The following is a 25,307-nucleotide window of genomic DNA, read 5'->3' as shown; positions in this document are numbered from 1 at the left end:
ACATTCTCCGTATATATCCCCCGCGATTTAGACCAAAACGTCTCCACCATCTTTGCCCAATGGCATGGAATGCCCAGCCGCACACTCGTGTCCGACCCATCGGGCAAGGTTATGAGGCTTAGTGTCAAAGAGTTTCTTGAACTGGAAAAACGGATGATATTCAAAAAGGACACTGCTCACGACAAAATAGCCAAAGTCAATGCCCAAGGAGACACGGTTTACAAAGCCGGAAAGCCCAATGGCTGGCTGATAGAACAAGGTGGTTATCCTCCTCTTGCCTTTGGATTCTCACAGGGATATTTTTACATAAAAGCCAATTCCGACCGCAAATGGCTGACCGATAAAACCGACCGTTGCAATGCCAACCCCGATAAAGCGGAAATCATGAAGCCTGTCACGTCTGCTTACAAAGCCTCGACAATAGCCTATAAAATGCCTTTCGAGCACTTTCCAAAAGATTGCTGGGTAACTTTCCGGGTAAATATAGACTGGACATTATACGGCAAAGAGAAAGAAACCATTCTGAGAAACAGCCTTCTGGACGTTAAGATGTCTTATCGTCAGGCCGAAAAAGAAGTCAAACGCCACATTGTGAACAACGAAAAGATATTGATAGGACGAAATGATGAAGAAGGGTATTATTTCAAATTCGGCATCTACCGTGTGGGAAACAGCACCACTCCGGTCTGTTATAATCTTGCCGGCTACGAGCAACATGAAAGGAATGCCTCTTCCCAACCCAATTAAAAGTTCCGTCTAACGCTATTCCCGAAATGCCTTTACGGCTCTTGAGATGCTAACGCCCTTCCGCTGCGGCAACCTTGAATTTGCGAAACTGCATCACCAACATCATCAATGCTATCAGGCTTGCAAGCAGGTCGGAAACCGGCATGCTGTACCACACTCCTTCCACCCCGAAAAACTGCGGCAGGATGAGCAGGCAAGGAAGCAGAATCAACATCTGGCGGGTAAGGGAAAGAAAGATGGCCTTGCCTGCCATTCCTATGCTTTGGAAGAAATTGGAAGTCACCATCTGAAAGCCGATTATAGGAAAGAACATGACGACAATCCTCAGTCCGTTTGCCGAAAGTCCTATCAGTTCGGCATCCGACGTAAAGATGCTGACCACCACGTCGGGCACCAGCATGCCTACCAGAAAGCCGAGAGAGGTTACGCCTGTGGCATAGATTATCGTCAACTTCAGCACTTTGTTGACACGCTCGTACTGCCGTGCCCCGAAATTATATCCGGCAATGGGTTGCATGCCTTGGTTCAACCCCATCACAATCATTACGACGATGAACACCAAACGGTTTACAATGCCATAAGCGCCGATAGCCAAGTCTCCACCATGCCTTTTCAACCCTTGATTGATAAGAATCACGATGAAACAGGCGGCAAGGTTCATCAAGAAAGGAGACATGCCGATGGCCAGCGAGTCGAAAACAATCTTACGCTTCAACCTGAATATGCCCCGATGGAAATGCAACAGTTCATCTTTGTTGCCGAACAGCTTGAATTGCCAAGCCAACGCCAAGAGCTGTGCCAAGACAGTGGCGATGGCCGCGCCGCGTATTCCCCAACCGAAACCGTAGATGAACAGAGGATCCAAAATGGTATTGATTATTACCGTACCCACGGTGGCATACATGGCCTTTTGCGGATGCCCCGAAGAACGCAGAACGGCATTCAAGCCAAGATACAGGTGGGTAATGATGTTGCCCAAAAGAATGATTTGCATGTATTCCCTCGCATAGCCCACCGTCTGGTCACTTCCGCCGAAGAAATAAAGAATAGGTTCGAGAAAAGCCAGCATCACTATCATAAAGACCATGCCCAACAGGATGTTCAGAACAAAAACATTGCCCAGCACGCACTGTGCCGTATCATAATCCTTCTGTCCCAACCTGACGGAAATCAGCGTGGAAGCTCCCACACCTACCAGCGAACCGAAAGCAGCCGAAAGATTCATCAGAGGAAAGGTCAGCGCCAAGCCCGAAATAGCCATCGTTCCCACTCCTTGCCCGATGAAAATGCTGTCCACCATATTATATAAGGAGGAGGCTGTCATGGCGATGATGGCCGGAACGGCATACTGCATCAATAACCTGCCTATACTTTCCGTGCCCAACGCTGTGGGTGTTTTTTGTCCTGCCATACTATACGCCTTTCTGTTTTTTCGGGGGACAAAGGTACTTAAATTCTCAGAAGCGCACAAGCAATCTGTCCGTCATAAAGACATAATACAATGAAACAAACAGAAAACTTCGCTTATTAATTTAATCCATTAGTGCATCAAGCAAGCGTTTTTATATTTCCTCAAACTAACGTCAAAACAAAGAATCCAAAAATTCTATTGTTTTCGCCTCAGAAGGTCTGGACATCTTCACATCCACGATTTTTCCTTCGGGGTCAATTAAGATAAAACGAGGTATTAAAGAAATATGATAATCATTGCGAAATGTAGAATTCTTGTCAGCATGTAACTGAATAATTCCAAGATTATCAGCTTTCACCTTTCTTTTCCAAGCAGCTTCATCGTCATCAATAGAGATACCGACAAAATGAATCAGCTTTCCTCTATACCTTTCCTCCAACTGTTGCAATAAAGGAAGTTCCCGACGACAGGGAATACACCATGTAGCCCATACATCTATATAGACATATTTCCCCGACAAGCAAGAAAGGGAAATCCGTTTTCCATTAATATCCGGAAGCATAAAATCCGGAGCTTTTTCCCCTTTTGCCAAATGCAGGTATTTCTGATAAATTTTAGCGAACTCTGCTTTTCGGCCAAAATCATTCACCTTCTCCTTATAAACAGGCAGGAATTCTTCAACTCCTTTCACTCCGAATTTTCCGATATGTCCGTATATAAACGTATGAACCAGATAATCAGAAAGTCGGGAATCTCTCACAGAGTCTTGTATGTAACGCAATGCATAACGCAACTGCTCCAATGGTTTATTTTCGGTAAATTTTTCTGCTAATATCCGGATACCATTCTTAAAAACTTGCCGATATTCCCACAACTCATAGGCTTCCTTATCCTCTCTCATTGTTTTCTCCACCTGCCGGTAATAGTTTTCTTTAGGAAAATACTTATTTATATTCAGTTTCCTCGCATGATAAAGCGGATAAGCCTGTAACATATTACAAACTTGATAATACAATCGTTTTCGTTCCAACCGTTTAAATTCTTCAGGTAGCGGAAGCGAGTCCAGATGAGTTTGGAACCTATCCGGCAGCAACTTCCATTCTTTTAAAAAGGCTTCCTCCGATTGCTCATATTTCAAATTTAGCATACTCAGAAATCCCCCGTTTAAATATTCATTAATAATTTTTCCATCTCCTTCAAATTCAAGATGCCCGTCAGAATATTTATTTATGCTTTGCCGCCCACCCGGAATAAGATAGAAGTAATTGACACTGCGCGGTCCATACAAAACGGCATATCCGGAAGTTAGCGAGGTGGGAACTTGGATAGTTCCCAACCCCGATTCGTCCAGCACTGCTTGATATGATGAGTCTCGGAAAGCGACTTGTATCTTCACTTTCGTGAATGACTCAAAGTAAAAAGTCACTTGGGAGAATACTTGCCCTCCCCATTGAATACAGAGAAAAACAAGCCCTATTTTTATAATAAACAGTTTTTTCATTGGAAAATATTTTTCAAGAACCATATTTGGGGTAATTATACTCCATATCCAAGATTTGTCCGAATCCGCTAAAAGTTTTCTCCGAAGAAGTGTCGATGGCACCATTACTTACGTTGATATAATACATATACACTTTTCCTTCTTTTGAACTTTCGTTATAAGTGGAAATTATCAGAATCTTATTATTGTAAGGATGTGACTTAATGAAACGATCGACACAAGGTTTGAAGATTTTCATTCCTGTAATCCTTTCCTCGCTGTTAGCTAAAGAATAAACCTTCTTGCCTGTATTGGAACCTGTATAGTCATATTGATAAATATCCCTGTCTGTAGCGTAATAAAATACCGGTCCTAAGTCTCCTACGGCAAAATGACTGGCATTCTGTATCTCAGGACAGTTAGCCGCACTATACATCGCCTTATCCACATTAGTTCTCCTATCAAAGTTAAATACACACAAAGTATTCGTATGAGTATCCCAATCTTCAAACAATCCATACTCATAGTTCTTAAAACCTGTATCCATATACCGCAGTTTCGCACGCATATTCTTTATGTTGAACACCGAGCCTGAAGCATTATCCGGCATTTCTTGAAGCACCCATGTAGAACCTCCGTTTTTTTTAGGAAAACATAAGAAACGCCCACCCAGTTCATCATAGATAATAGCCAGATAATAATCAAAATAACGAGGAGCATAAGAAGATGACTTATAAGTCATTCCATCTATCAAAATAGGTTCAATATATGTAGTAAAGCCCATCGCACTGATGACGCTATATTCATAAAAACGTCCGTTAGAAATGAGAGCGTCATAACCGTATCGTCCGGGGCTCCAATAATAATGATAGAAAATATAGTTTTCCGGCTTCCAGTCACTCATATCCGTCATCAAAGTAGAGATATCATACGTTTTCTGCATGGTAATGGCATCCAAGCGAGCTCCCCCCTTATCTGTCAGAATCATTACATGCTGATAGCGTCCCAAACAGAAGAAACTACCTATCTTAACGCCCCTTCCTTCCAATTGTTCTCCGTTGATCGACTTATAAACGTCATGTAATATCTGATCTTTATCTACTCGGTTAGAAAAATAAGGACTCATAATAAGATCGAAATCGGTCTTTCCGTCTTTCTCTTGCAAAACCATCCATCCTTCGGTAATAATTCCTTGTACAACCAAAAGAACCTTTTTGTAGGTATCTATTCCAGATTTCTTATTATGACAAGTAAGTACCAGCGAGTAAGATCCTGGAATTTCGGTCACAGAATAAGAAAGTTTTTTTGTCTTGCAGATAGTTTTTTGTTTCCAGACACCTCCGATTTCGTTCGACCAAAGACGCCAACTAAATTCATAATCACTTTCTTCTGCACCATCCAGTTTGATTTCCACCGACAATTCTAATGGCTTGAATTGGGTGGCATATACCGTATCTTTTACTTCAAGAGTGATACCGGGTAACTCGGAATAATTATAATTCCCGTGATCATCATAACAAGCAGCCAGACCTATTATCAATCCGATAAGGCATAGGCCGTTTTTTAACATATTTTCCATCATTGCACGCATCTTTACCATTAATACTTAGAATGTTACCACCAAACCGTTTTCATCAGTCAAAGGTTCTCCCGGATGTGCTTTATTATATTCATAAAGTGCTTTTATCAGTACGCCTTTCCAATAGATTTGCTCCGAAGTACTCCATTGGTCATAATTCGTAGTAACCCCTGTATGCAATATAACAAACTCATGTTTTACACGACTGTATTCATTGAAAATCCATCCCACAGGTTCAGCCAATTCATTGGTTATTACAATCCGGAACATCGACTCATTGACCGGAGCCTCAGAAAAGTAATTGTTGCCGCATAAATGTAGAGTAACAACCCTGCGCTCCGCATCCGAATTTGCATTTTTTCGTACTTTTATCTTTACACTACCGGTAATAGCATCTGCCGGTAATCTGCACGGTTCAATCACAAAATCATTATTTTCCGTAGCCGTTGTCTTCTCTTTAACTACTTCCACAGCAACGTCTCTTGCTCCGGAAGAACTTACACCTATCAGTTTGAACGGAACTTCTACGATATCTTCTTCTATCCCCGGATGTAAGCCAAAAGAGTAGATCGTACTATCTTTCCCTGCCGGAGAATAAATAAACCGCAAAGAGGCTACATCTGTGTCATATCGCAAATACCCGGTTTGGGTACAACTTACCATCAATAGCAACAATAAACCTGTCGTATAACCGAATCTTTTCATATATCGTCTCCTTTCTTTTTATTTTCTACTACCATATTCCTTTTCCTGATCAGGCATCGGAAGTATATAAAATCCCTTACTGAAAGGAACCGTTACATTAGGAATCTCTTCAATATCCAAACGTTTGCAATATAAGAACCATTGCCCTTCACCGATAAACTCTTTTCGGTATTCTTTTCCAATAATGGTTTTCAACATTACATCGGTCGTCCCCTCTTCGGCCAGCATACCCCCTTCATCAAAACCTCTATGCCTGCGCAATGTATTGATACAGTTCACAGCATCTTTCTTCGTAGCTGCACATTCAGCCGCAATCAACCACATCTCACTGATTCTGAGCAATGGCTGACGATTGTTATAATTAGAAGAAAACTGCCACAACTTAGTACTGCCAAGATAATAGCTTGACAATGTTTCAAAATAATAATTATACCGCCAATCAAAACCATACAAATTGGTCTCAAATATTTCCGCACATACTTCCGGAGACATGATAAGCAAATTACCCACGGTATTGCTTTCTCCTTCTTTCAAGAATCTTTCTGTCAACGACTTCAACCTTGTATTATTAAGAGTGAAGATACACTCCGACTTAAAAATCCCGTCACGTGTTTCACGTGTATTGGTAGTGACATTAGTACTTTCCACCCAAGGATACTTGTTCGATTCAATCACTTCATGAGCACATCGCAACGCATTACTTTTATCATTTTTATAAAGATAGGCACGAGCCAACAAAGCGCAAGTAGCATAATAATTGAAATGAAAATCACGCGTACCCAAAAAATTCGTAGCAGAATCACCTGTCTTTATGGGATCTACCGCCAATAAATCCAATGCACGTTTCAAATCCTCAATCACCAAATCAATGCACTCTGAAACTGTAGATAATGGAGTGACCTCCTTTGATACCCCCTTCACATACGGAATGGCTTTTTCACCGGCACCGCTCACATAACTCTTACCGAACCATCGGAGCAAATCGAAATGCAAGAAGGCACGCAAAGCATAGGCTTCGCCTTCATAAACATTTTCTTCTACTTCCGACAGAACTCCCCGATGCTCATCAATGCCCTGCAAGAAGATATTAATATTGGCAATCGCATTATACATACTACTCCACACATTGTTGATTACCCCACGGCTGGTAGTATTCTCGTATTCAAACCGATGCAGGTGATAGTAAGTACCTGCCTCCTGCTTCCATACATATTGCTGTCCCAAGGCATCCGCCATACCAAAAGTAAGGTTCGCACCATACAAATTATCGGCACAAAGCGCTGTATAAATTCCAGTCAACTGATCTTTAAATCCATTTTTGTAGCTGAACAAATCATCATATTTCACTTCAGACTTCGGACTGACATCTAACCAGTCCTGACACGAAATACTCAGCAAAGACAAGAACAGTATCCCAAGTATTCCTCTTATTTTTTGTATTTTTGCCATCATATCTTACTATATTAAAAAGTTGCCTGTAAAGAAACCGAATAAGTGCGAGCAAACGGATAGTCTAATCCTCTTTCCACTTTCACGGTAGATACACGAAAAATATCGTTCATATAAAAACTGACCTTCAGTTGTGCGAGTTTAAGCCGGTTCAGAAAAGTCGTATGGCGAAAATCATAACCGACATTCAAGATAGAAAAACGCAATTCATTCAAATCCTGAATAAAACGGGAGCTTGGCTTGGTTGTCTTATAAGGACTATAAGAAAAATCAACGATATCACCCGGTTGCTTCCAAACCGCATTATATATCCGCTTATCTACGTTCAGACCGACATAAGCATTTTCCACACGGTTTACCAATGTCTGATTATATATTTGTCCGCCCAACTGATAATAGAAAGACATATTCATGAAAATACCTTTATAATCTAAGTTCAATCCGAAAGTGCCTGTACATTTCGGCATGGCATCTCCACACACAACTTGATTTTCAGCTTTCCATTCCGTTGTAGTTTGTCCATCTTTAGTCCGATATAATTCATCTCCCGTAGCCGGGTCAATACCCAATGACCGTACAGCCCAAATAGCATTCATTGATTCTCCTTCAATAAAATGAAGCTGAGGTCTATTCGTTTGTCCGGCTATAATTTTGCCATCTACTTCATCATTGTAGTTTTTCAAGGCATTTGATATTTTTTTAAGCTTATTCGAGTTATTGGCAATAGAGAAAAATGCGCTTAAGTAACGATTATCTGCCGGATTATATAAAAGATGCGCATTCAACTTCAGCTCCATACCTTTGTTTTCGGTACTTCCCAAATTCTCCATATAACTACGAAATCCCATGGAAGGCGGAATTGTAAGCGCCAAAAGCTGGTCTTCGGTCTTCTGTACATAATAATCGTAACGGATACTCAAACGATTAAAGAGGTTAACATCAACCCCAATATTATAATCTTGGGTTTTCTGCCATTTCAAGTTGTCGTTAGGCAAAGTCATCAGATAAGCTCCTATCCAATTATCATAAGCTTGCGTCTGATAATAACTAAAAGTGGCCAATGCCTGATACGAACTGAAATTTTGTGCTCCGGTATAACCCGTAGAGGCCCTTACTTTAAATTGCTTCAACCATGTAACGTCTTCCATAAAATGTTCCTTATGCAAATTCCAACCTGCGCCCATTGCCCAAAAATGTCCCCAACGGTTTTCTTTTCCAAAAAGAGAAGAGGCACTGGCACGATACGAGAGGTCTGCCAAATAACGGTCATCGTATGAATAGTTCAAAGCCGACAGCAAACTAATTGAGCGAACGATACTTTCGTTTCCGGAAAATGGTTGATTCGGGTCCGGTTTCAAACCGGAAGCAATGAAGTTGATACGATCATTGGGAAAACCTATTACTTTAAAACGAGTAGTTTCCGATTGATTTTGCTGCATATTCCAACCTGCATTGAAAAACAACTGATTTTTATTCAATAATAACGAATAATTCGCCGTTACGTCAACAGATACAGAACTACTCTCGCCGTCAGATTTACTATAACTTCCTTTATCAAAAGAACGTTCTTCCGAATACCCTAAAAAATAAGTATGAGAGGCAGGATAAAAATCATCTCGCTTATTGATTGTTTTCGACAGTCCCAGACGTCCCATCAATTTTAATGATTCGAGCAACTGCCACTCGATATAGAAATTATTAGTCAGATTGGTATATTTACTGAAATTCCTTGTACCTATAGTAGCATTCCACAACGGATTTCCTTTAGTCACCCCCACCAAACCTCCACCGCCTGTTGAACCGGCTATTTGCTTCAAATTGCCATTCCTATCGTATGGTGTCCAATAGGGGTTCAACTCTGCATATTCAGAAAAAGAGCCGTAAGGAGAGTCATCTGCATGATTCAAAGTGGCGTTGAATTGATTGCGAAACAATAAATTCTTATAACGGTAGGAAAGCATACTTCCTCCGGTGAACGTTTTACGCCCAGAACCTTTCATAATACCTTTGATATCATTATAAAGTAGATTTACGCCATATCGAAGACGTTCATCACCGCCTTCCAGATAAACAGAATGTCGATGTCCGACTCCCATACGTAAAGGTTGCGCCAACCAATCGGTATCTACACCACGCGCTATCTCCGATTGTATATTATTCAAATATTGTTCCCAAAACCACGGGTCGGAATACGTTCCATGTGCTTTATCCACTTCAAACTTCTCACGTGCATTGCAAAGATTATATCCCGTCAGATCAGGAATAGTAAAATTCAAATCTCCCTTATAAGTGATTCGCAGTTTTCCGGCTTCAGGCTTACGTGTTTCTATCACCACTACCCCATTAGCAGCCTTAGAGCCGTAAATTGCTTTTGCCGCAGCATCTTTCAACAAGACAATAGTCTCTACACGATTCATATCCAAGTCGTAAACAGCAGTAACATCGGCCTCAAAACCATCCAATATAAACAATGGTTGGTTAGGATTCCCATTATACGTTCCTTTCAAATCGGGCATTGACTGTTGACCACGCATTCGGATTTCGGGCATGGCATTTGGATTGGAACCTAAGTCCATATTCTCTACAATCTTAAAAGACGGATCTATATTCTTCAAATTTTGCAACAAGTTTTGACTGCCGTTCCGCATCAGTTCTTCTTTTCTAATAACAGTAGTGGCACCCGTGAAGCTCTCTTTTTTACGCTCAAATATACCATTGACGACTACTTCATCTACAAGCTGCGTATCATCTTTCATGAAAATAAAGAGTTGCTTTCCCGTAAAAGGCACAAATACGGCTTTCATCCCAATATAAGAAAATTTCACTTCCGTTATTTCCTTTTTATCGGGAATTAAAATATCAAAATTCCCATCAACATCACTGACTCCCGCCACATAAAGGTCATTGGTAAGAATAGTCACACCGGGCAAAGGGACTCCGGCAACATCCACTACACGCCCTTTTATGCGTTTCTGCTTCGCTTTCTGCAAAGCTGAAACTGTGACATATATCCCGTTAATCTTATAAGTTAACGGATAAGAGGCTAAAATAGCCTTCATCACCTCATCAATTGTTTTCGATTTAATCTCAACCGTTACCTTAAAATGCTGTATCTCATTATAAGTAAACAAGAATTTGAATTTAGTCTCTTGTTCCAACTTTTTCAGTACAGTCGGCATAGCCTCATTCTGACATACCAAATCTATTTTCTGTGAAGTACTTTGCGCCAGCGCACTTCCACTCCCAATACCCCCGGTAAAAAAGAATAGTAAGAAGAATAAAAACTTCATACGGAAGGTTTTCAAAAAACAATAACTTTTCATAAAATTATGATTAAATTAAAGGTGACTTTTATTTAAATACGAAAAAAGAAAGCGTTTAGTCCCACTAAACGCTCTTTATTTTAAATCTTTACCTTCTTACTCTTGAGAACCACATTTTACATCATCTCTCGCTTATGCGGAATAATTCATTTCATTTGTTCTCTAAGACAAATATTTATCTCATTATTTCAAAATCATATTTGATACTCCTTCATTGGATTTCATTATCTTTCCATTTCACGGTCAGCTTATTCTCTGTTTTTATAACAGAAAAAGACTCATAAGCATTCAAATTCTCAATTACCTGTTCGATATTATCGCCTCGCTCTGCAATAAAGTGTAGTCGCAGATTCATAAGTGAAGGATTCTGTTCTATCTCGACAGAAAAATTATACCAACGCCCGAGATCACGTAAAATATCAGTAAGGGATACGTCATCATAATAAAAGTAACCTTCCATCCACTGGCTATAATAACTTGTATCTATTTTTCTCACTTGGTAGTTATCCTCGGTGCAAACAATGTCGTCACCCGGAGTTAGAATTACTTCCTCTTTTTTATGAGGCAATCGCACGCATACCGAACCACGCACCAGCGTCACATGTGTTTCAGATTCTTTATACGCTTTGATATTAAACTCTGTCCCTAATACTTGTGTTGTCATTTTATCAGTGACAATAATAAAAGGCTTATGCTCATCAGGCGCTACTTTGAAATATGCTTCCCCGTCAAGTGTCACAACACGATTCTTACCGGAAAAACGGGAAGGAAAAGAGAAGCGACTGTCTGCATTAAGCCAAACCTCCGTTCCATCGTTTAAAAGTATCTTATAGACTTTGCCCCGAGGTATGGAAACAATATTATGACGGATTTTCTTGACGTTTACATGAGTATAATCGGCTTCTCTTTCCGACAAAACAGCACCTTGTTGTTCTATACGAGGAACTGTATTATCAATCACCACCGTCCGTTCTTCGGAAACAGCGTCTTCCGACTCCTCCAAAACAACTTGCCGTTCCTCAGATTTTGAAGTTATCAATAGTTCCATCTTTTCGCGACCTTTCACTCTCTGCGCTTTATGCTCCGGCAAAACAAAAAAAACCGCCCCCAATATCATTGCGGCTACCGAGATTCCACCTATAATATAATAGGTAAAAAGGCGCTTTTTACGTTTGTCGGTCAATAGATTCGACGGTACCGAATGTTGGAACTTCTTCCATTCATCATTGACAGAAGGCAACTTGAAATGACAGCGCAATAATGCTTGCTCACATTCGTAATGCAAATTCTCTTCAGGCGCTTGATATACTTCTTTACCCAATTTATCATCTTTACTATTTGAGTTATTCATAAAGCTTACTTCCTCACAATATAAGATATTTATAACATTATCTATTACGAACTGAGCAACGACTCAGTCACTGTCGTTTTTTATATTTAACGGAAAAATATCGTCTGATAATATTCAATCCTTTCATCACATGCTTACGCACACCACTCTCTGAAAGGCCTGTAAATTCAGCTACCTCTACGTATTTCTTTTTATATATATAACATTGCTCCATTACTGTCCGGGTAAGTGTGGGCATCTGCTTTATCAGACACATAATATTCTGAATACGTTCTTCACTTTCTCTCCAATCATTCTCATTCCACTCTCGAAGCATAGCAAGATAAGAGTCTGTTTTGCTAACTGCCATACCTAAACGACGAAGATAATCAATGCAAAGCCGTTGAAGATGAGTATACATATAAACCTTTGCTGTTTCCATACGTAAGGTTTCAATATTTTCCCATATAAAATGGAATGTATCACTTACTAAATCTTTACAAATCTCACTATCAGGAATAAAATGAAGAGCATAATAATAAAGACAAGAATAATTCTCTTTGAAAAGCGTCTCAAATTTATCTTTCAAAGCATCTGACCGATTGTTCTCTTTTTCTTCCTCCATACCGACCTTCGGGTATCTGAATAAAGTAAATAACGTGAGTTCGACAAATTATAATTGCCTGAATAATTGGTGATTAGCGAAAATTGCTGTATCTTTATAGTGATAAAAATCAAAGAAATACAAACAATAATCGCTATGATCACCGAGGACAAAGTTACCGAATTATTCTGTATGGCAGATGACTTTTGCAAGTTTTTTGATGCTATGATGGCAAAATATACTATAAAAAGCAATCCCCACCGTAGTTATCACCGCGCTTCTACGATGTCAAAGGCAGAGGTAATGCTTATCATGATTCTCTTTCATGACTCCGGCTATCGGTGTCTCAAGCACTTCTTTCTTGAGAAAGTATGTAAGCATCTTCGCCACCTGTTTCCTAAAGTTGTCTCTTACAACCGTTTCGTAGAACTTGAGCGGGAAGTGGCTCTTCCATTGGCATTATTCATCAAGAAGGTTCTTTTAGGTAAATGTAACGGCATCAGTTTTGTGGACAGCACCCCTTTGCGCGTTTGCAGGAACCAACGCATTCATATCCACAAGGTATTCAAGGGCATAGCCCAAAGGGGAAAATGCTCGATGGGTTGGTTCTTCGGTTTCAAGCTTCATCTAATCTGCAACGAGAAGGGGGAACTGCTCAATTTCATGATTACACCGGGAGACGTTGATGACCGCAAGCCGTTGGAATACAGGAACTTTGTGGAGTTTATATACGGGAAGTTGGTCGGTGACAAAGGTTATATAGGGAAGTCTCTTTTTGAGAAACTCTTCGTGGATGGCATACAACTCATTACTAAACTCAAGAGCAACATGAAAGGTGCGTTGACATCCATCTCGGACAGTCTGCTTATCAGAAAGAGAGCCATCATCGAGACTGTCAATGATGAACTCAAGAACATTGCTCAGGTAGAACACTCAAGACACCGCTGCTTTGACAATTTCATGGTCAATCTACTGAGTGCACTGGCTGCATATTGTTGCTTTCCGAAGAAACCTTGCATCAAGGTACAAAGAACTTATGACATACAGACTTCATTGTTTTAATTTCGTCGAACTCACGTTAAATAAGTTACAGAATAACAAATATACAAAAAAACAATTATCCAATAAATCTCTGCCTACTATTTTTTTCTGCTTTAAAACAGCAGCGATACAGATTCTTTTTGTTATTTTTGAATCATATCTGCAAATCACAAAACAAGCAGTATCGTATAGACAACGAATTATAGAAATGGAAAAAACTTGGAGATGGTTCGGCAAGAAAGATAAAATCACACTTGCCATGTTGCGTCAGATAGGCGTAGAAGGTATTGTCACAGCTTTGCATGAGGTTCCAAACGGAGAAGTCTGGACATCGGAAGCTATTGAAGAGCTGAAGGCGCATATCGAATCCTACGGTTTGCGCTGGTCTGTAGTGGAAAGCCTTCCGGTCAGCGAGCCAATAAAGTATGCAGGAACCGAACGCAATGTACTGATAGAAAACTACAAAGTCAGCCTTGCCAATCTGGGAAAGGCAGGGATAAAGACAGTTTGTTACAATTTTATGCCGGTGATTGATTGGATTCGCACAGACCTTCAACATCCTTGGGATGACGGCACTTCGTCTCTCTATTTCGACAAAATCCGTTTTGCCTATTTCGATCTGAAGATATTGGAACGGAAAGGCGCCGAAGTCGATTATTCTCCGGAAGAACTGGCAAAAGTGGAAGAGCTGGACAAAGTGATAACAGAAGCGGAGAAAGACGAATTGGTAGATGCCATCATTGTAAAGACACAAGGATTTGTAAATGGAAACATCAAGGAGGGCGACAAGAATCCGGTAGCCATCTTCAAGCGTCTGCTGGCTCTTTATGAGGGGATTGACCGCACCGCATTGCGCGAAAACATGCGCTATTTCCTGTCGGCCATCATGCCGGTGTGCGAGGAATATGGAATAAATATGTGCGTACATCCCGACGATCCTCCTTTTCAAGTATTGAGTTTACCTCGCATTGTAACGGACGAACAGGACATCGACTGGCTGCTGAATGCCGTGGATAATCCCCATAACGGACTGACTTTTTGTGCCGGCTCTTTGAGTGCAGGCGAACAAAACGATACCCGCAAGCTGGCACAAAAGTTCGCCAAGCGCATTCATTTCGTGCATCTGCGCAGCACGAAAGCCATGCCGGGCGGAAGTTTTATCGAAAGTTCCCACCTCGAAGGCAGGGGCCATATCATTGATTTAATCCGTATTTTCGAGAAAGAAAATCCCCGACTTCCCATGCGCGTGGATCACGGACGTATGATGCTGGGCGATGAAGACAAGGGATACAATGCAGGTTATTCGTTTCACGGCCGTATGCAGGCATTGGCCCAAGTAGAAGGAATGATGGCTGTGGTAGACGATGAATTAAAAACGGGAAATAAGCAAAAGACGGTGTGTCCAAACTGGTTTCCCGCTTGATTGACATAGAAAAAAGATGACAACCGACGTTTGATGCGTCTCTTCCCGAGAATGAATTTGTACCAAGCTGATTATCAGCGGATAATGTCCTACATTTTTTCTTCTTCGAGATAACGCATCGTTCGGCACCGAGGAACGCATCGTTCGACACCGAGGAACACCCTCTTCGACACCGAGGAACGAGACTTTCGACACCGAGATACGATTCACCCCTATCGCATCCATACATATTTTTTTACAAGCGAACGTCCCGGTCATATTATAAATAGGAAGAGCCATATCATTACTCGAAAAAACAGAGCCTGATATGGCTCTTTAGTTTGACGGTATGGCTGTTTAATAGGTAAATATGTCTCAAAAGACGAAGCTATCCCATGTTCACTACGTGCAGACAAAAACCGGGTGTGTTTTATAACATGCTTTGCTTTGTTGCTTTTTCTTTTATTAATGCCTAATTTGCGCCTCACAAAAAATTAACGGCATATTTTTATGTCAGGTTATTCACTTAAAATCTTAATACATCATGAAAGTATATCAGACGAATGAAATTAAGAACATTGCCCTCCTCGGCAATGATGGCTCGGGTAAAACCACTCTCACAGAAGCGCTGCTCTTTGAGAGTGGTATTATAAAACGTCGTGGCAGAATTACTGCAAAGAATACGGTCAGCGATTACTTCCCGGTGGAACAGGAATATGGCTATTCCGTGTTTTCCACCGTTTTCCATGTGGAATGGAACGGTAAGAAACTGAACATCATCGACTGTCCGGGTAGTGATGACTTTGTGGGCGCAGCCATGACAGCGCTCAATGTGACGGATACCGCCATTTTGTTGCTCAACGGGCAATACGGTCCGGAGGTTGGTACTCAAAACCATTTCCGCTATACGGAGAAGCTGGGAAAACCGGTCATCTTCTTAGTAAACCAGCTTGATAACGAAAAGTGCGACTATGACATGGTGTTGGAACAGCTGAAGAACATCTATGGTTCTAAAGTCGTTCCCGTACAATATCCCCTGTCCACCGGTCCTAATTTCAATTCGCTGATAGACGTGCTTTTGATGAAAAAATACTCGTGGGGGCCCGAAGGAGGAGCTCCTACCATTGAAGACATTCCGGCAGAAGAAATGGATAAAGCTACGGAAATGCACAAGGCCTTGGTGGAAGCTGCTGCCGAACACGATGAAGGCTTAATGGAGAAATTCTTTGAACAAGAATCCTTGACGGAAGACGAAATGCGCGAAGGCATACGCAAAGGCTTGGCTTCACGCGGCATGTTCCCCGTGTTCTGCGTGTGTGCAGGAAAAGACATGGGCGTGCGCCGTTTGATGGAGTTTTTGGGAAATGTAGTACCCTTTGTAGACGAAATGCCATCGGTACACAATACACGCGGTGAGGTGGTGAAACCGGATCCGAACGGGCCTACCTCTCTATACTTCTTTAAAACAGCCGTCGAACCCCACATCGGTGATGTTCAGTACTTCAAGGTAATGAGCGGCAAAGTGCACGAAGGCGATGACTTGACAAACGCTGACCGTGGCTCCAAAGAACGCATCGCACAAATCTATGCATGCGCCGGTGCCAACCGCATCAAGGTGGAAGAGATGGTAGCGGGCGACATAGGTTGCACAGTGAAACTGAAAGATGTACATACCGGCAACACACTGAACGGCAAAGGTTCTGAAAACCGCTTCAACTTCATTAAATATCCTAACTCCAAATATTCACGTGTCATTAAACCGGCAAACGAGGCGGATACGGAAAAGATGATGGTTATCCTGAACCGCATGCACGAAGAAGACCCCACTTGGATTATCGACCAGTCCAAGGAATTGCGCCAGACCATCGTACACGGACAAGGCGAATTCCACCTGCGTACTTTGAAGTGGCGTCTTGAGAACAACGAAAAATTGCAGATCAAGTTTGAAGAGCCCAGAATCCCCTATCGTGAAACCATTACAAAGGCTGCCCGAGCCGACTATCGCCATAAGAAGCAGTCGGGCGGTGCGGGTCAGTTCGGTGAAGTTCATCTTATTGTAGAACCTTACTACGAAGGAATGCCGATGCCGGATACCTATAGATTCGGCGGACAGGAGTTCAAAATGAACGTGAAAGGAACAGAAGAAGTGCCACTGGAATGGGGTGGCAAACTGGTATTTGTCAACAGCATTGTGGGCGGTTCCATTGATAGCCGTTTCATGCCGGCCATTCTGAAAGGAATCATGTCCCGCATGGAGCAAGGCCCGTTGACCGGTTCTTATGCCCGCGATGTACGCGTCATCGTGTATGACGGCAAGATGCACCCGGTTGACTCTAACGAAATCTCCTTCATGCTGGCAGGACGTAACGCCTTCAGCGAAGCGTTTAAAAATGCCGGGCCGAAGATTTTGGAGCCTATCTATGATGTAGAAGTTTTTGTTCCGTCGGACAAGATGGGCGACGTGATGGGCGACTTGCAAGGACGCCGTGCCATGATCATGGGTATGAGCAGCGAAGCCGGCTACGAAAAACTGAGCGCCAAAGTGCCCTTGAAAGAGATGTCTTCTTATTCTACTGCTCTCAGTTCATTGACCGGCGGACGGGCTTCGTTTATCATGAAGTTTGCCAGCTATGAACTTGTTCCGAGTGACGTGCAGGATAAGCTTATCAAAGAGTTTGAAGCCAAACAAACAGAAGAGTAAATACTTCTTTTCAATTGTTTATATAGAATATTTAGCAACGAGGTGTTAAAACACCTTTACTATTCTCTTAGGCACGGAATTGTTCGGTATTTCACGTTTTCATTCACAAAAAGCCGTGTTAAACCGTAAATTCCGTGCCTAATGCTTTTTAGAACAGATATAGCGTTCTTTCTTTTTCCCGACTTTTTTCTGAGTTCAGCTCAAAAATACAAAGAAATGCAAATTAAACACTTAATTTTTTATTAAATTTGCAAACCAAAGGCCTCTGTTTTTGTTTTAATGTAGATAATAGAAACTAAAAAAGCTGCATCGGTTAATTTACAAGAACTTCCGGTTAAATCAGGTTAATTCACCATGAGTGTTAATTAGAGAGTGTTAATTTTGTGACTATGAAAAAGTCAACTATATGGATATTGGGCGCCGTGATGGGTCTTTCCTTCCTCAGTCTATTGTATCTGCAGATCAGCTACATAGAGGAGATGGTAAAGATGCGCAACGAGCAGTTTGATGAATCGGTAAAACGCGCATTGATGGCTGCCTCCAAAGACGTGGAGTCGGCAGAGGTTGACCGTTGGTTGCGCGAAGACATCTCCGAAGCCGAAAAAAGAGCCTGGGAGCAGTCGCAAGGCACCGGAACAGTGCAAACCCAACGTTTTATGATGACCTCACCGGATGGTTCCGTACGTTCTACCATCGAGCTAAAAACATTCAGTAACGAACCGCCCGAACCGCCCCGAGCGATGATCTCGCGCAAGCATGGAACAAAGACTATTCCACAGACATCCCGCTCGCAGGTGGAAATGATAAAGAATCGTTATCTCTATCAACGGGCATTGGTAGATGAAGTTGTTTGGCAGATGATTTACCGTGCCAGTGACAAACCGATTGAGGAACGTGTCAATTTCAAGAGTCTGGATCAATACCTCAAAGCAGGCTTGATGGACAATGGCATCGGTGATTTGGATTACCACTTCAGGGTGATAGACCGTGATGGCAGAGAAGTCTACCGCTGTTCGGATTACAGTGATGAAGGAAGCGAAAGTTCTTATTCACAACCGCTGTTCTTGAACGACCCTCCTGCACGCATGAGTATCGTCAAGATACATTTTCCGGGCAAACGCGATTATATCTTCGATTCGGTCAGTTTCATGATACCGTCGTTGATATTCACGATCGTGCTGCTGATAACATTCATTTTCACGATTTACATCGTTTTCCGCCAGAAGAAACTGACAGAGATGAAAAATGATTTTATCAACAATATGACTCACGAGTTCAAAACACCGATCTCGACCATTTCGCTGGCTGCCCAGATGTTGAAGGATCCGGCTGTGGGTAAATCTCCCGCCATGTTCCAACACATATCGGGTGTCATCAACGACGAAACGAAACGCTTGAGATTCCAGGTAGAGAAAGTTCTTCAAATGTCCATGTTCGATCGGCAGAAGGCCACACTGAAGATGAAAGAACTGGACGCCAACGAACTGATAACCGGGGTAATCAATACTTTCACCCTGAAAGTAGAACGATATAATGGACAAATTGAATCGGAGCTGGACGCCACGGATTCGACCATCTTCGCCGATGAGATGCATATTACCAATGTAATTTTCAACCTCATGGACAATGCCGTGAAGTATAAACGTCCGGATGCAGACCTCCAGTTGGTTGTACGAACATGGAACGAAGCGGGTAAACTGATGATTTCCATTCAAGACAATGGCATCGGCATCAAGAAAGAGAATTTGAAAAAGATATTCGATAAGTTCTATCGCGTGCATACAGGTAATCTGCACGACGTGAAAGGTTTCGGGTTGGGATTGGCTTATGTAAAGAAGATTATTCTGGATCATAAGGGAACCATCCGGGCAGAAAGCGAACTGAACGTAGGAACTAAATTTATTATAGCATTACCTTCATTAAAAAATTAATTGATATGGACGAGAAACTGCGCATTTTGCTGTGCGAAGATGATGAAAATCTTGGCATGCTTTTGAGAGAATATTTACAGGCGAAAGGTTATGCCGCCGAGTTATATCCGGACGGGGAAGCAGGATATAAAGCTTTCCTGAAAAATAAATACGACTTGTGCGTATTCGATGTGATGATGCCTAAGAAAGACGGTTTCACGCTGGCACAGGAAGTTCGTGCCGCCAATGCCGAAATCCCTATCATCTTCCTTACGGCAAAGACTTTGAAAGAAGATATTTTGGAAGGCTTCAAGATTGGTGCGGACGATTATATCACCAAACCTTTCAGCATGGAAGAGTTGACATTCAGAATTGAAGCGATCCTGAGACGTGTTCGTGGAAAGAAAAACAAAGAAAGCAATATCTATAAGATCGGTAAGTTTACGTTTGACACTCAGAAACAGATTCTGGCTACTCCTGAAAAACAGACCAAACTGACGACCAAAGAATCGGAACTGCTGGGACTGCTTTGCGCACATGCCAATGAAATTTTGCAGCGCGACTTTGCACTGAAGACAATCTGGATTGACGACAACTATTTCAACGCACGCAGCATGGACGTATACATCACCAAACTGCGTAAACATCTGAAAGAAGACGAATCCATCGAAATCATCAACATTCATGGAAAAGGATATAAACTGATCACTCCGGAAGTGGAAGGCTGATAAAGATCACACTTCTCTGAATAAAAAAGGCGGTTGTGCATATGCAAACCGCCTTTTTATTCTTTTTCTTTTTTGATATCAATCAGCCAGCCTCTTGTTGATGGCAATGTAGGAAATCAACCCTACAACAACTAAAACAACAGAACCGCCCAAGATGGCGTTGTTGTTTACATTGCCCGTAAAGGAACATGCCACTAAGATAAGTGCTCCTATCAAGACCAATATCAATCCCAGATTTTTTAATAAGCCTTTCATGCGTGTGTATTTTAATAGATTATTATATTCTTTCGTATTCTTGTCACAAAGAAAAGCATAATTCTTTAACAAGCGAAATTATTTCTGCAAAAAAACCATATTTTAATAAAGAATGAAGAATGATGGTTGAAAAATACCCCTCCGCAACCTTCTATCCATTACATCGGCTTGACACCAAGTACTAATCGCCAACCGTTTATTCTCAGTCTTTTGTATTGAAGAAAATTGTCCTCAACACTTCCTGGCTCACTCTAAGGTCCTCCACCCCAATACCTTGCAAAGCTTCTTTTAGAGTCTGATTGGCAATGACACGAGCACGTTCCTCAAGCTCCCTGCCCCCTTTGGTCAAATGAATAAGATTAGTACGCCGGTCTTTTTTATCCGATATGCGCACAACGAGATGTTGACGTTCCATGTTGTCAATGAGACGGGTCATACTGGGTTTGTCCTTAAAAGTCGCATTGCACAATTCCTGCTGAGTGACCCCATCCTTTTCCCACAAAAAGAGGAGTACGGTCCATTGTTCCGGTGTGATTTCCAGACCATTCTGCCGAAAATTGCGAGACAGCTTACGATTGATGGCGGCCGACACCTTGCCGTTCAAAATGGCAAAGATAAGCCGGATGTCGAAATTAAATTGCTCTATCATGAAATTATTGCTTAAACAACTTTGCAAAGATAATGTAAGCAACAGATAAAACAAAATAAGTCGGCTTATTTTTGCAGTTCAAAATAAAATGTCTACCTTTGCACCCGCATAAACAAATAATTTATTTATTTAATTAAAAACGAGTATGAATCAATACGAAACCGTTTTCATTTTAACTCCCGTTTTGTCTGATGTTCAGATGAAGGAAGCGGTAGAGAAATTCAAAGGCATTCTTACAGATGAAGGTGCTGAGATTGTAAATGAAGAAAACTGGGGACTGAAAAAGCTGGCATATCCCATCCAGAAGAAGTCAACCGGTTTCTACCAGCTGATTGAATTCAAGGCAGCTCCTACTGTCATTGAGAAACTGGAAATCAACTTCCGTCGTGACGAGCGCGTAATTCGTTTCTTGACTTTCAAGCAAGATAAATATGCTGCTGAATATGCTGCGAAGAGAAGAAGTGTTAAATCAACTAAAAAGGAGGATTAATCATGGCACAACAAGTTCAATCAGAAATCAGATATTTAACTCCGCCCTCAGTAGACGTTAAGAAGAAGAAGTATTGCCGTTTCAAAAAGAGCGGTATTAAGTACATTGACTACAAAGATCCTGAATTCTTGAAGAAATTCTTGAATGAACAAGGTAAGATTCTTCCGCGTCGCATCACCGGTACTTCACTGAAGTTCCAGCGTCGTGTGGCTCAAGCCGTGAAAAGAGCACGCCACTTGGCATTGCTACCTTATGTAACTGACATGATGAAATAATTAGGAGGAGGAAAGTATGGAAATTATATTGAAAGAAGACATCGTAAACTTGGGTTATAAGAACGATATCGTAACCGTAAAGTCCGGTTATGGTCGTAACTACCTCATCCCTACCGGAAAGGCCATCATCGCTTCTCCGGCTGCAAAGAAAATGTTGGCAGAAGAGTTGAAGCAACGTGCCCACAAGTTGGAAAAAATCAAAAAGGATGCTGAAGAATTGGCTGCTAAGCTGGAAGGCGTTTCTTTGAAGATTGCTACCAAGGTAAGCTCCACAGGCACTATTTTTGGTTCTGTAGGCAACATCCAGATTGCTGAAGAGTTGGCAAAATTGGGTCACAACATCGACCGCAAGATCATCATCATCAAAGATGCTGTGAAAGAAATTGGCAACTATAAGGCTGTTGTCAAGTTGCACAAGGAAGTTTCTGTAGAGATTCCTTTCGAAGTGCTTGCTGAAGAGGCATAAACAATAATCTATATAAATATAATAAGGCCCGGTTTCCCTGAGAAATCGGGCTTTATTTTATCCAATCAATCACGATAGACAATGAGCGATGTATACCAGCAGGAATAAGGAACAATGCTTGTATAGATATGTCATAACACAAGTAGGAACAAAACCTCAATGACACAAGGGCTATCAAGGAAGGCTATCGAGGCTTCCTCTTGAACATACCTTCCTCAAAGTGTGGGCTTATGTCCTCCGAAGTGTGGGCTTATATCCCCTAAAGTGTGGGAAAACCGTCTCTAAAGTGCGGGCTTACATCTGCTAAAGTGTGAGGGCAGACCTCTTAAAGTGAGGGCATAAGATTACTCAGATGTAGAGTTTTGTTTTCAGCCCCTTTAGTTACACAAAGACTGCAAACAACCTGAAGATTTAGCGAGCAAACTTTCCTTTCCATAACCCAAAGGGATTCAACGTTGTACTCTTGACACAGGTATCGCCTCACACTTGCACATGCATAAGCCATCGTTTTGTACTATCGTAAGCCCAAGACTTGCACAGGCCTGAACTTACGCATATGGAAGAATAAATTAAAAGGGAATAACCAAACAATGGCTTTTCGGATTGAGCCGGATAAACTTTTGGAGGAGAAAGGAATAAATGCAGCCAAAAGGGCATAAAAAAAGTCTGAGTGCTTTCGCACGTCAGACTTTCAATTCTCTCTAAGATAGGGTTGTGCTAATTATTCAGCTACAACTGCTGCGCTATCTACGGCTACAGTATCAGCGGCTGCGGCTGCTGCTTCAGCTGCGGCTGCTTCTACAGCTGCGATTGAGTCAGCGATACGGATTGAATCAGCTGCTGCTTGTTCTGCGTTAGCTGCTTTGTTACCACAAGATGCGAAAGATACTGCTACGATAGCTGCTGCCATCAAAACTAATTTTTTCATTTTTCTTTGCTTTTTAAAAACGTAATACAATCATTTGCTTTATTAAAACGGTGCAAAGTTATGTACTTTTTGAATACGTTGTTCTCGAAACCTCAACTTTTTTTATATTTTTTTTCGAGGCAAGCCTAAAAAGTAGATTACCAACATGTTATACAACACATTATTCTTCTGCAATAGTGTTGTATAAATACCTCTTGATGCTTCTTTTAGGCGTTTTCTCGAATTCCGTCGGATAGAGCTGGATCTGGCTGACTTTTTCATAAGAAGCCACACTATTATTCAGGTTCTTGAGATTCTCATCCATGATGGTCTTAAGATGTTCAGGCTGATTCAGTCCCAACGAATCCAACGCTTCATAGTCGGCATAAACCAATGCCACCAGTTTCTTATTTCGTTCAATGACAAGACTTTCAAGTACAAAAGGCAGGTTATTAAGACGAGCCTCTATTTCTTCGGGAAAGATATTCTGTCCGCAGGAAGAGAGAATCATCGTCTTGCTGCGTCCGCGAATATACAAATTGTTGTTCTCGTCCAATGTACCCAAGTCGCCGGTACGCAACCATCCGTCCTCAGTAAAGACTTCCTTGGTAGCCTCCGGATTCTTATAATAGCCCACCATGACATTTTCACCGCGCACCTGAATTTCACCCAGCTTATCATCCGGGTTCTCTTTATGGATACGAGCTTCCATGATATCAAGCACTCGCCCGGAAGAAGTCAACACAAACTCATTCCACGGGGCATAACTGATAAGAGGAGCGCATTCGGTCATACCATAACCTATGGTGAATGGGAACTTGATACGGTGAAAAAACTCCTCCACTTCCGGATTCATGGCCGCACCTCCTATAATCACCTCCTTGAACCGCCCGCCCAGCGCGTCAATCAGTTTTTTACGTATTTGCCCGTATATCTGTCCGTCGAGCAAAGGAATATTGAGCGCCCACTTCATGACCTTTTTGCTGATGATGGGCTGAATGACGTTCTTATAGATTTTTTCAATGACAAGAGGAACGGTGATAATCAAGTTTGGTTTTACCTCCTCAAATGCCTTCATCAAGATTTTGGGAGAAGGCACTTTTCCCAACAGGGTGACGTGTGTGCCGACAGCCGTGGCGGTGAGGAAATCGAAAGCGCAGCCGTAAGCATGCGCCAAAGGCAGGAAAGAAAGCACCTTATCCCCTTTTTTCAGCAATCCGGTGCGTATGCCGAAAGTGACATTACCTGCCAGATTATTGCCGGTGAGCATTACTCCCTTGCTGAATCCGGTGGTGCCCGACGTATAGTTCAGCAACATGACCTTGTCGTTGGAAAGCTCCGTATACACCACATTCTCTTTTCGGAAACCCTCCGGATAAGCAGCCGACATTTCATCGGCCAGATGCTTGAGGAAACGCTGGATGGTTTCCCCGTCACGTTGATACAGACAACGAAAATCACTCAATGAGAACACACCGCGCAATCCCGTGAGCGAATCTTCTTCGAGATGCTCCCAAATGCTGTCGCTGGTGAAAAGGAACACAGACTCCGAATGATTCACGATATGGTGTACGTCGTTTGGGTTGAAATCCTGCAAGATAGGAACCACGATGCCTCCATAAGTGACGGCAGCCATATAGGCAATGCACCAGCGGGCATTGTTCTTGCCTATGACGGCAATTTTGTCGCCACGGCGCAATTGGCAATGTTTGAAGATCAAATGCAGCTTTGCTATCTCTTGGGCCACTTCGCCATAAGTATAGCTTTCGTTCTCTCCATAATCGGTATAGCAGGGAAGCTCCCAATTCTCACGAAAACTATGCTCATATAGTTTGATAAAATTTTCCTGTATCAT

21 protein-coding genes are annotated in these 25,307 nt (G+C 41.9%); 9 read left to right on the top strand and 12 right to left on the bottom strand.

The window, feature by feature from the left end; genetic code table 11:
- The coding region (locus EV202_RS12235; RefSeq protein ID WP_207903446.1) for a heparin lyase I family protein at positions 1-747 on the top strand (747 nt) is incomplete at its 5' end.
- Positions 748-796: 49 nt separating this feature from the next.
- Here EV202_RS12235 and EV202_RS12230 read toward each other — a convergent pair.
- The 8 genes from EV202_RS12230 to EV202_RS12195 form a co-directional block, all read right to left on the bottom strand.
- Positions 797-2,158, bottom strand: a complete 1,362-nt coding sequence (locus EV202_RS12230) for an MATE family efflux transporter (protein ID WP_131927250.1) — start codon at positions 2,156-2,158, stop codon at positions 797-799.
- A gap of 172 nt (positions 2,159-2,330) precedes the next feature.
- On the bottom strand, positions 2,331-3,659 hold the full coding sequence (locus tag EV202_RS12225; RefSeq protein ID WP_165899428.1) for a TlpA family protein disulfide reductase: 1,329 nt from the start codon (positions 3,657-3,659) through the stop codon (positions 2,331-2,333).
- A gap of 13 nt (positions 3,660-3,672) precedes the next feature.
- Complete coding sequence (locus EV202_RS12220; protein WP_165899427.1) at positions 3,673-5,220, bottom strand: PKD-like family lipoprotein; 1,548 nt, start codon at positions 5,218-5,220, stop codon at positions 3,673-3,675.
- Between the two features lie 24 nt (positions 5,221-5,244).
- The gene (locus EV202_RS12215) at positions 5,245-5,922 is read right to left on the bottom strand and encodes a DUF4843 domain-containing protein (RefSeq protein WP_131927247.1); all 678 of its coding nucleotides are present in this window, start codon (positions 5,920-5,922) and stop codon (positions 5,245-5,247) included.
- Positions 5,923-5,940: 18 nt separating this feature from the next.
- Positions 5,941-7,374, bottom strand: a complete 1,434-nt coding sequence (locus EV202_RS12210; RefSeq protein WP_131927246.1) for a RagB/SusD family nutrient uptake outer membrane protein — start codon at positions 7,372-7,374, stop codon at positions 5,941-5,943.
- Between the two features lie 11 nt (positions 7,375-7,385).
- Positions 7,386-10,661: a SusC/RagA family TonB-linked outer membrane protein gene (locus tag EV202_RS12205; RefSeq protein WP_234878294.1), complete on the bottom strand. Its 3,276-nt coding sequence runs from the start codon at positions 10,659-10,661 to the stop codon at positions 7,386-7,388.
- A 244-nt stretch (positions 10,662-10,905) separates the two neighbouring features.
- Positions 10,906-12,045 carry a FecR family protein gene (locus EV202_RS12200; RefSeq protein WP_106068105.1) on the bottom strand — a complete coding sequence of 380 codons (1,140 nt, stop codon included), beginning with the start codon at positions 12,043-12,045 and terminating at the stop codon, positions 10,906-10,908.
- 67 nt (positions 12,046-12,112) lie between these two features.
- Positions 12,113-12,649, bottom strand: a complete 537-nt coding sequence (locus tag EV202_RS12195) for an RNA polymerase sigma factor (protein WP_131927244.1) — start codon at positions 12,647-12,649, stop codon at positions 12,113-12,115.
- Between the two features lie 135 nt (positions 12,650-12,784).
- On the opposite strand from EV202_RS12195, the gene EV202_RS12190 reads away from it, so the two are divergent.
- The 5 genes from EV202_RS12190 to rprY all read left to right on the top strand — a co-directional run bounded on the left by EV202_RS12190 (position 12,785) and on the right by rprY (position 20,410).
- Complete coding sequence (locus EV202_RS12190; RefSeq protein ID WP_131927243.1) at positions 12,785-13,690, top strand: IS982 family transposase; 906 nt, start codon at positions 12,785-12,787, stop codon at positions 13,688-13,690.
- Between the two features lie 187 nt (positions 13,691-13,877).
- On the top strand, positions 13,878-15,092 hold the full coding sequence (gene uxuA / locus EV202_RS12185; protein WP_106068103.1) for a mannonate dehydratase: 1,215 nt from the start codon (positions 13,878-13,880) through the stop codon (positions 15,090-15,092).
- Positions 15,093-15,615: 523 nt separating this feature from the next.
- Entirely contained in the window at positions 15,616-17,772 is a 2,157-nt protein-coding gene (locus EV202_RS12180) for an elongation factor G (protein WP_131927242.1), read from the top strand.
- 389 nt (positions 17,773-18,161) lie between these two features.
- The gene (locus tag EV202_RS12175; protein WP_106068101.1) at positions 18,162-19,703 is read left to right on the top strand and encodes a sensor histidine kinase; all 1,542 of its coding nucleotides are present in this window, start codon (positions 18,162-18,164) and stop codon (positions 19,701-19,703) included.
- A 5-nt stretch (positions 19,704-19,708) separates the two neighbouring features.
- A complete protein-coding gene (rprY, locus tag EV202_RS12170) occupies positions 19,709-20,410 on the top strand; it encodes a response regulator transcription factor RprY (RefSeq protein ID WP_106068100.1) in 702 nt (233 codons plus the stop codon).
- Between the two features lie 78 nt (positions 20,411-20,488).
- Here rprY and EV202_RS15100 read toward each other — a convergent pair whose 3' ends face one another.
- Positions 20,489-20,665, bottom strand: a complete 177-nt coding sequence (locus EV202_RS15100; protein WP_164996197.1) for a hypothetical protein — start codon at positions 20,663-20,665, stop codon at positions 20,489-20,491.
- 202 nt (positions 20,666-20,867) lie between these two features.
- On the bottom strand, positions 20,868-21,314 hold the full coding sequence (locus EV202_RS12165; RefSeq protein WP_106068098.1) for a MarR family winged helix-turn-helix transcriptional regulator: 447 nt from the start codon (positions 21,312-21,314) through the stop codon (positions 20,868-20,870).
- Positions 21,315-21,459: 145 nt separating this feature from the next.
- Here EV202_RS12165 and rpsF point away from each other — a divergent pair, with 145 nt between their 5' ends.
- From rpsF to rplI, 3 genes are read left to right on the top strand one after another with little or no spacing between them, the layout of a single operon-like run.
- Positions 21,460-21,804 (top strand): 30S ribosomal protein S6, encoded by a 345-nt coding sequence (gene rpsF, locus EV202_RS12160; RefSeq protein WP_106068097.1) that lies wholly within the window; start codon positions 21,460-21,462, stop codon positions 21,802-21,804.
- A 2-nt stretch (positions 21,805-21,806) separates the two neighbouring features.
- Positions 21,807-22,079 carry a 30S ribosomal protein S18 gene (gene rpsR / locus EV202_RS12155; protein ID WP_004288442.1) on the top strand — a complete coding sequence of 91 codons (273 nt, stop codon included), beginning with the start codon at positions 21,807-21,809 and terminating at the stop codon, positions 22,077-22,079.
- 16 nt (positions 22,080-22,095) lie between these two features.
- Complete coding sequence (gene rplI, locus EV202_RS12150; protein WP_106068096.1) at positions 22,096-22,545, top strand: 50S ribosomal protein L9; 450 nt, start codon at positions 22,096-22,098, stop codon at positions 22,543-22,545.
- A 721-nt stretch (positions 22,546-23,266) separates the two neighbouring features.
- On the opposite strand, the gene EV202_RS12145 is transcribed toward rplI, so the two are convergent.
- Together EV202_RS12145 and EV202_RS12140 are read right to left on the bottom strand one after the other, a co-directional pair.
- Positions 23,267-23,473, bottom strand: a complete 207-nt coding sequence (locus EV202_RS12145; RefSeq protein WP_106042196.1) for a hypothetical protein — start codon at positions 23,471-23,473, stop codon at positions 23,267-23,269.
- A 160-nt stretch (positions 23,474-23,633) separates the two neighbouring features.
- Complete coding sequence (locus tag EV202_RS12140; protein WP_131927241.1) at positions 23,634-25,307, bottom strand: long-chain fatty acid--CoA ligase; 1,674 nt, start codon at positions 25,305-25,307, stop codon at positions 23,634-23,636.

This window comes from Prevotella heparinolytica (assembly GCF_004342845.1).
Classification (GTDB): domain Bacteria; phylum Bacteroidota; class Bacteroidia; order Bacteroidales; family Bacteroidaceae; genus Bacteroides; species Bacteroides heparinolyticus.
This window is presented reverse-complemented; position numbering and strand designations above follow the sequence as displayed.

Excerpts from the sequence above, each read along its gene's own strand:
- EV202_RS12230 (WP_131927250.1), bottom strand. The coding sequence starts at position 2,158 with ATGGCAGGACAAAAAACACCCACAGCGTTGGGCACGGAAAGTATAGGC.
- EV202_RS12225 (WP_165899428.1), bottom strand. The coding sequence starts at position 3,659 with ATGAAAAAACTGTTTATTATAAAAATAGGGCTTGTTTTTCTCTGTATT.
- EV202_RS12220 (WP_165899427.1), bottom strand. The coding sequence starts at position 5,220 with ATGATGGAAAATATGTTAAAAAACGGCCTATGCCTTATCGGATTGATA.
- EV202_RS12215 (WP_131927247.1), bottom strand. The coding sequence starts at position 5,922 with ATGAAAAGATTCGGTTATACGACAGGTTTATTGTTGCTATTGATGGTA.
- EV202_RS12210 (WP_131927246.1), bottom strand. The coding sequence starts at position 7,374 with ATGATGGCAAAAATACAAAAAATAAGAGGAATACTTGGGATACTGTTC.
- EV202_RS12205 (WP_234878294.1), bottom strand. The coding sequence starts at position 10,661 with ATGAAGTTTTTATTCTTCTTACTATTCTTTTTTACCGGGGGTATTGGG.
- EV202_RS12200 (WP_106068105.1), bottom strand. The coding sequence starts at position 12,045 with ATGAATAACTCAAATAGTAAAGATGATAAATTGGGTAAAGAAGTATAT.
- EV202_RS12195 (WP_131927244.1), bottom strand. The coding sequence starts at position 12,649 with ATGGAGGAAGAAAAAGAGAACAATCGGTCAGATGCTTTGAAAGATAAA.
- EV202_RS12190 (WP_131927243.1), top strand. The coding sequence starts at position 12,785 with ATGATCACCGAGGACAAAGTTACCGAATTATTCTGTATGGCAGATGAC.
- uxuA (WP_106068103.1), top strand. The coding sequence starts at position 13,878 with ATGGAAAAAACTTGGAGATGGTTCGGCAAGAAAGATAAAATCACACTT.
- EV202_RS12180 (WP_131927242.1), top strand. The coding sequence starts at position 15,616 with ATGAAAGTATATCAGACGAATGAAATTAAGAACATTGCCCTCCTCGGC.
- EV202_RS12175 (WP_106068101.1), top strand. The coding sequence starts at position 18,162 with ATGAAAAAGTCAACTATATGGATATTGGGCGCCGTGATGGGTCTTTCC.
- rprY (WP_106068100.1), top strand. The coding sequence starts at position 19,709 with ATGGACGAGAAACTGCGCATTTTGCTGTGCGAAGATGATGAAAATCTT.
- EV202_RS15100 (WP_164996197.1), bottom strand. The coding sequence starts at position 20,665 with ATGAAAGGCTTATTAAAAAATCTGGGATTGATATTGGTCTTGATAGGA.
- EV202_RS12165 (WP_106068098.1), bottom strand. The coding sequence starts at position 21,314 with ATGATAGAGCAATTTAATTTCGACATCCGGCTTATCTTTGCCATTTTG.
- rpsF (WP_106068097.1), top strand. The coding sequence starts at position 21,460 with ATGAATCAATACGAAACCGTTTTCATTTTAACTCCCGTTTTGTCTGAT.
- rpsR (WP_004288442.1), top strand. The coding sequence starts at position 21,807 with ATGGCACAACAAGTTCAATCAGAAATCAGATATTTAACTCCGCCCTCA.
- rplI (WP_106068096.1), top strand. The coding sequence starts at position 22,096 with ATGGAAATTATATTGAAAGAAGACATCGTAAACTTGGGTTATAAGAAC.
- EV202_RS12145 (WP_106042196.1), bottom strand. The coding sequence starts at position 23,473 with ATGAAAAAATTAGTTTTGATGGCAGCAGCTATCGTAGCAGTATCTTTC.
- EV202_RS12140 (WP_131927241.1), bottom strand. The coding sequence starts at position 25,307 with ATGATACAGGAAAATTTTATCAAACTATATGAGCATAGTTTTCGTGAG.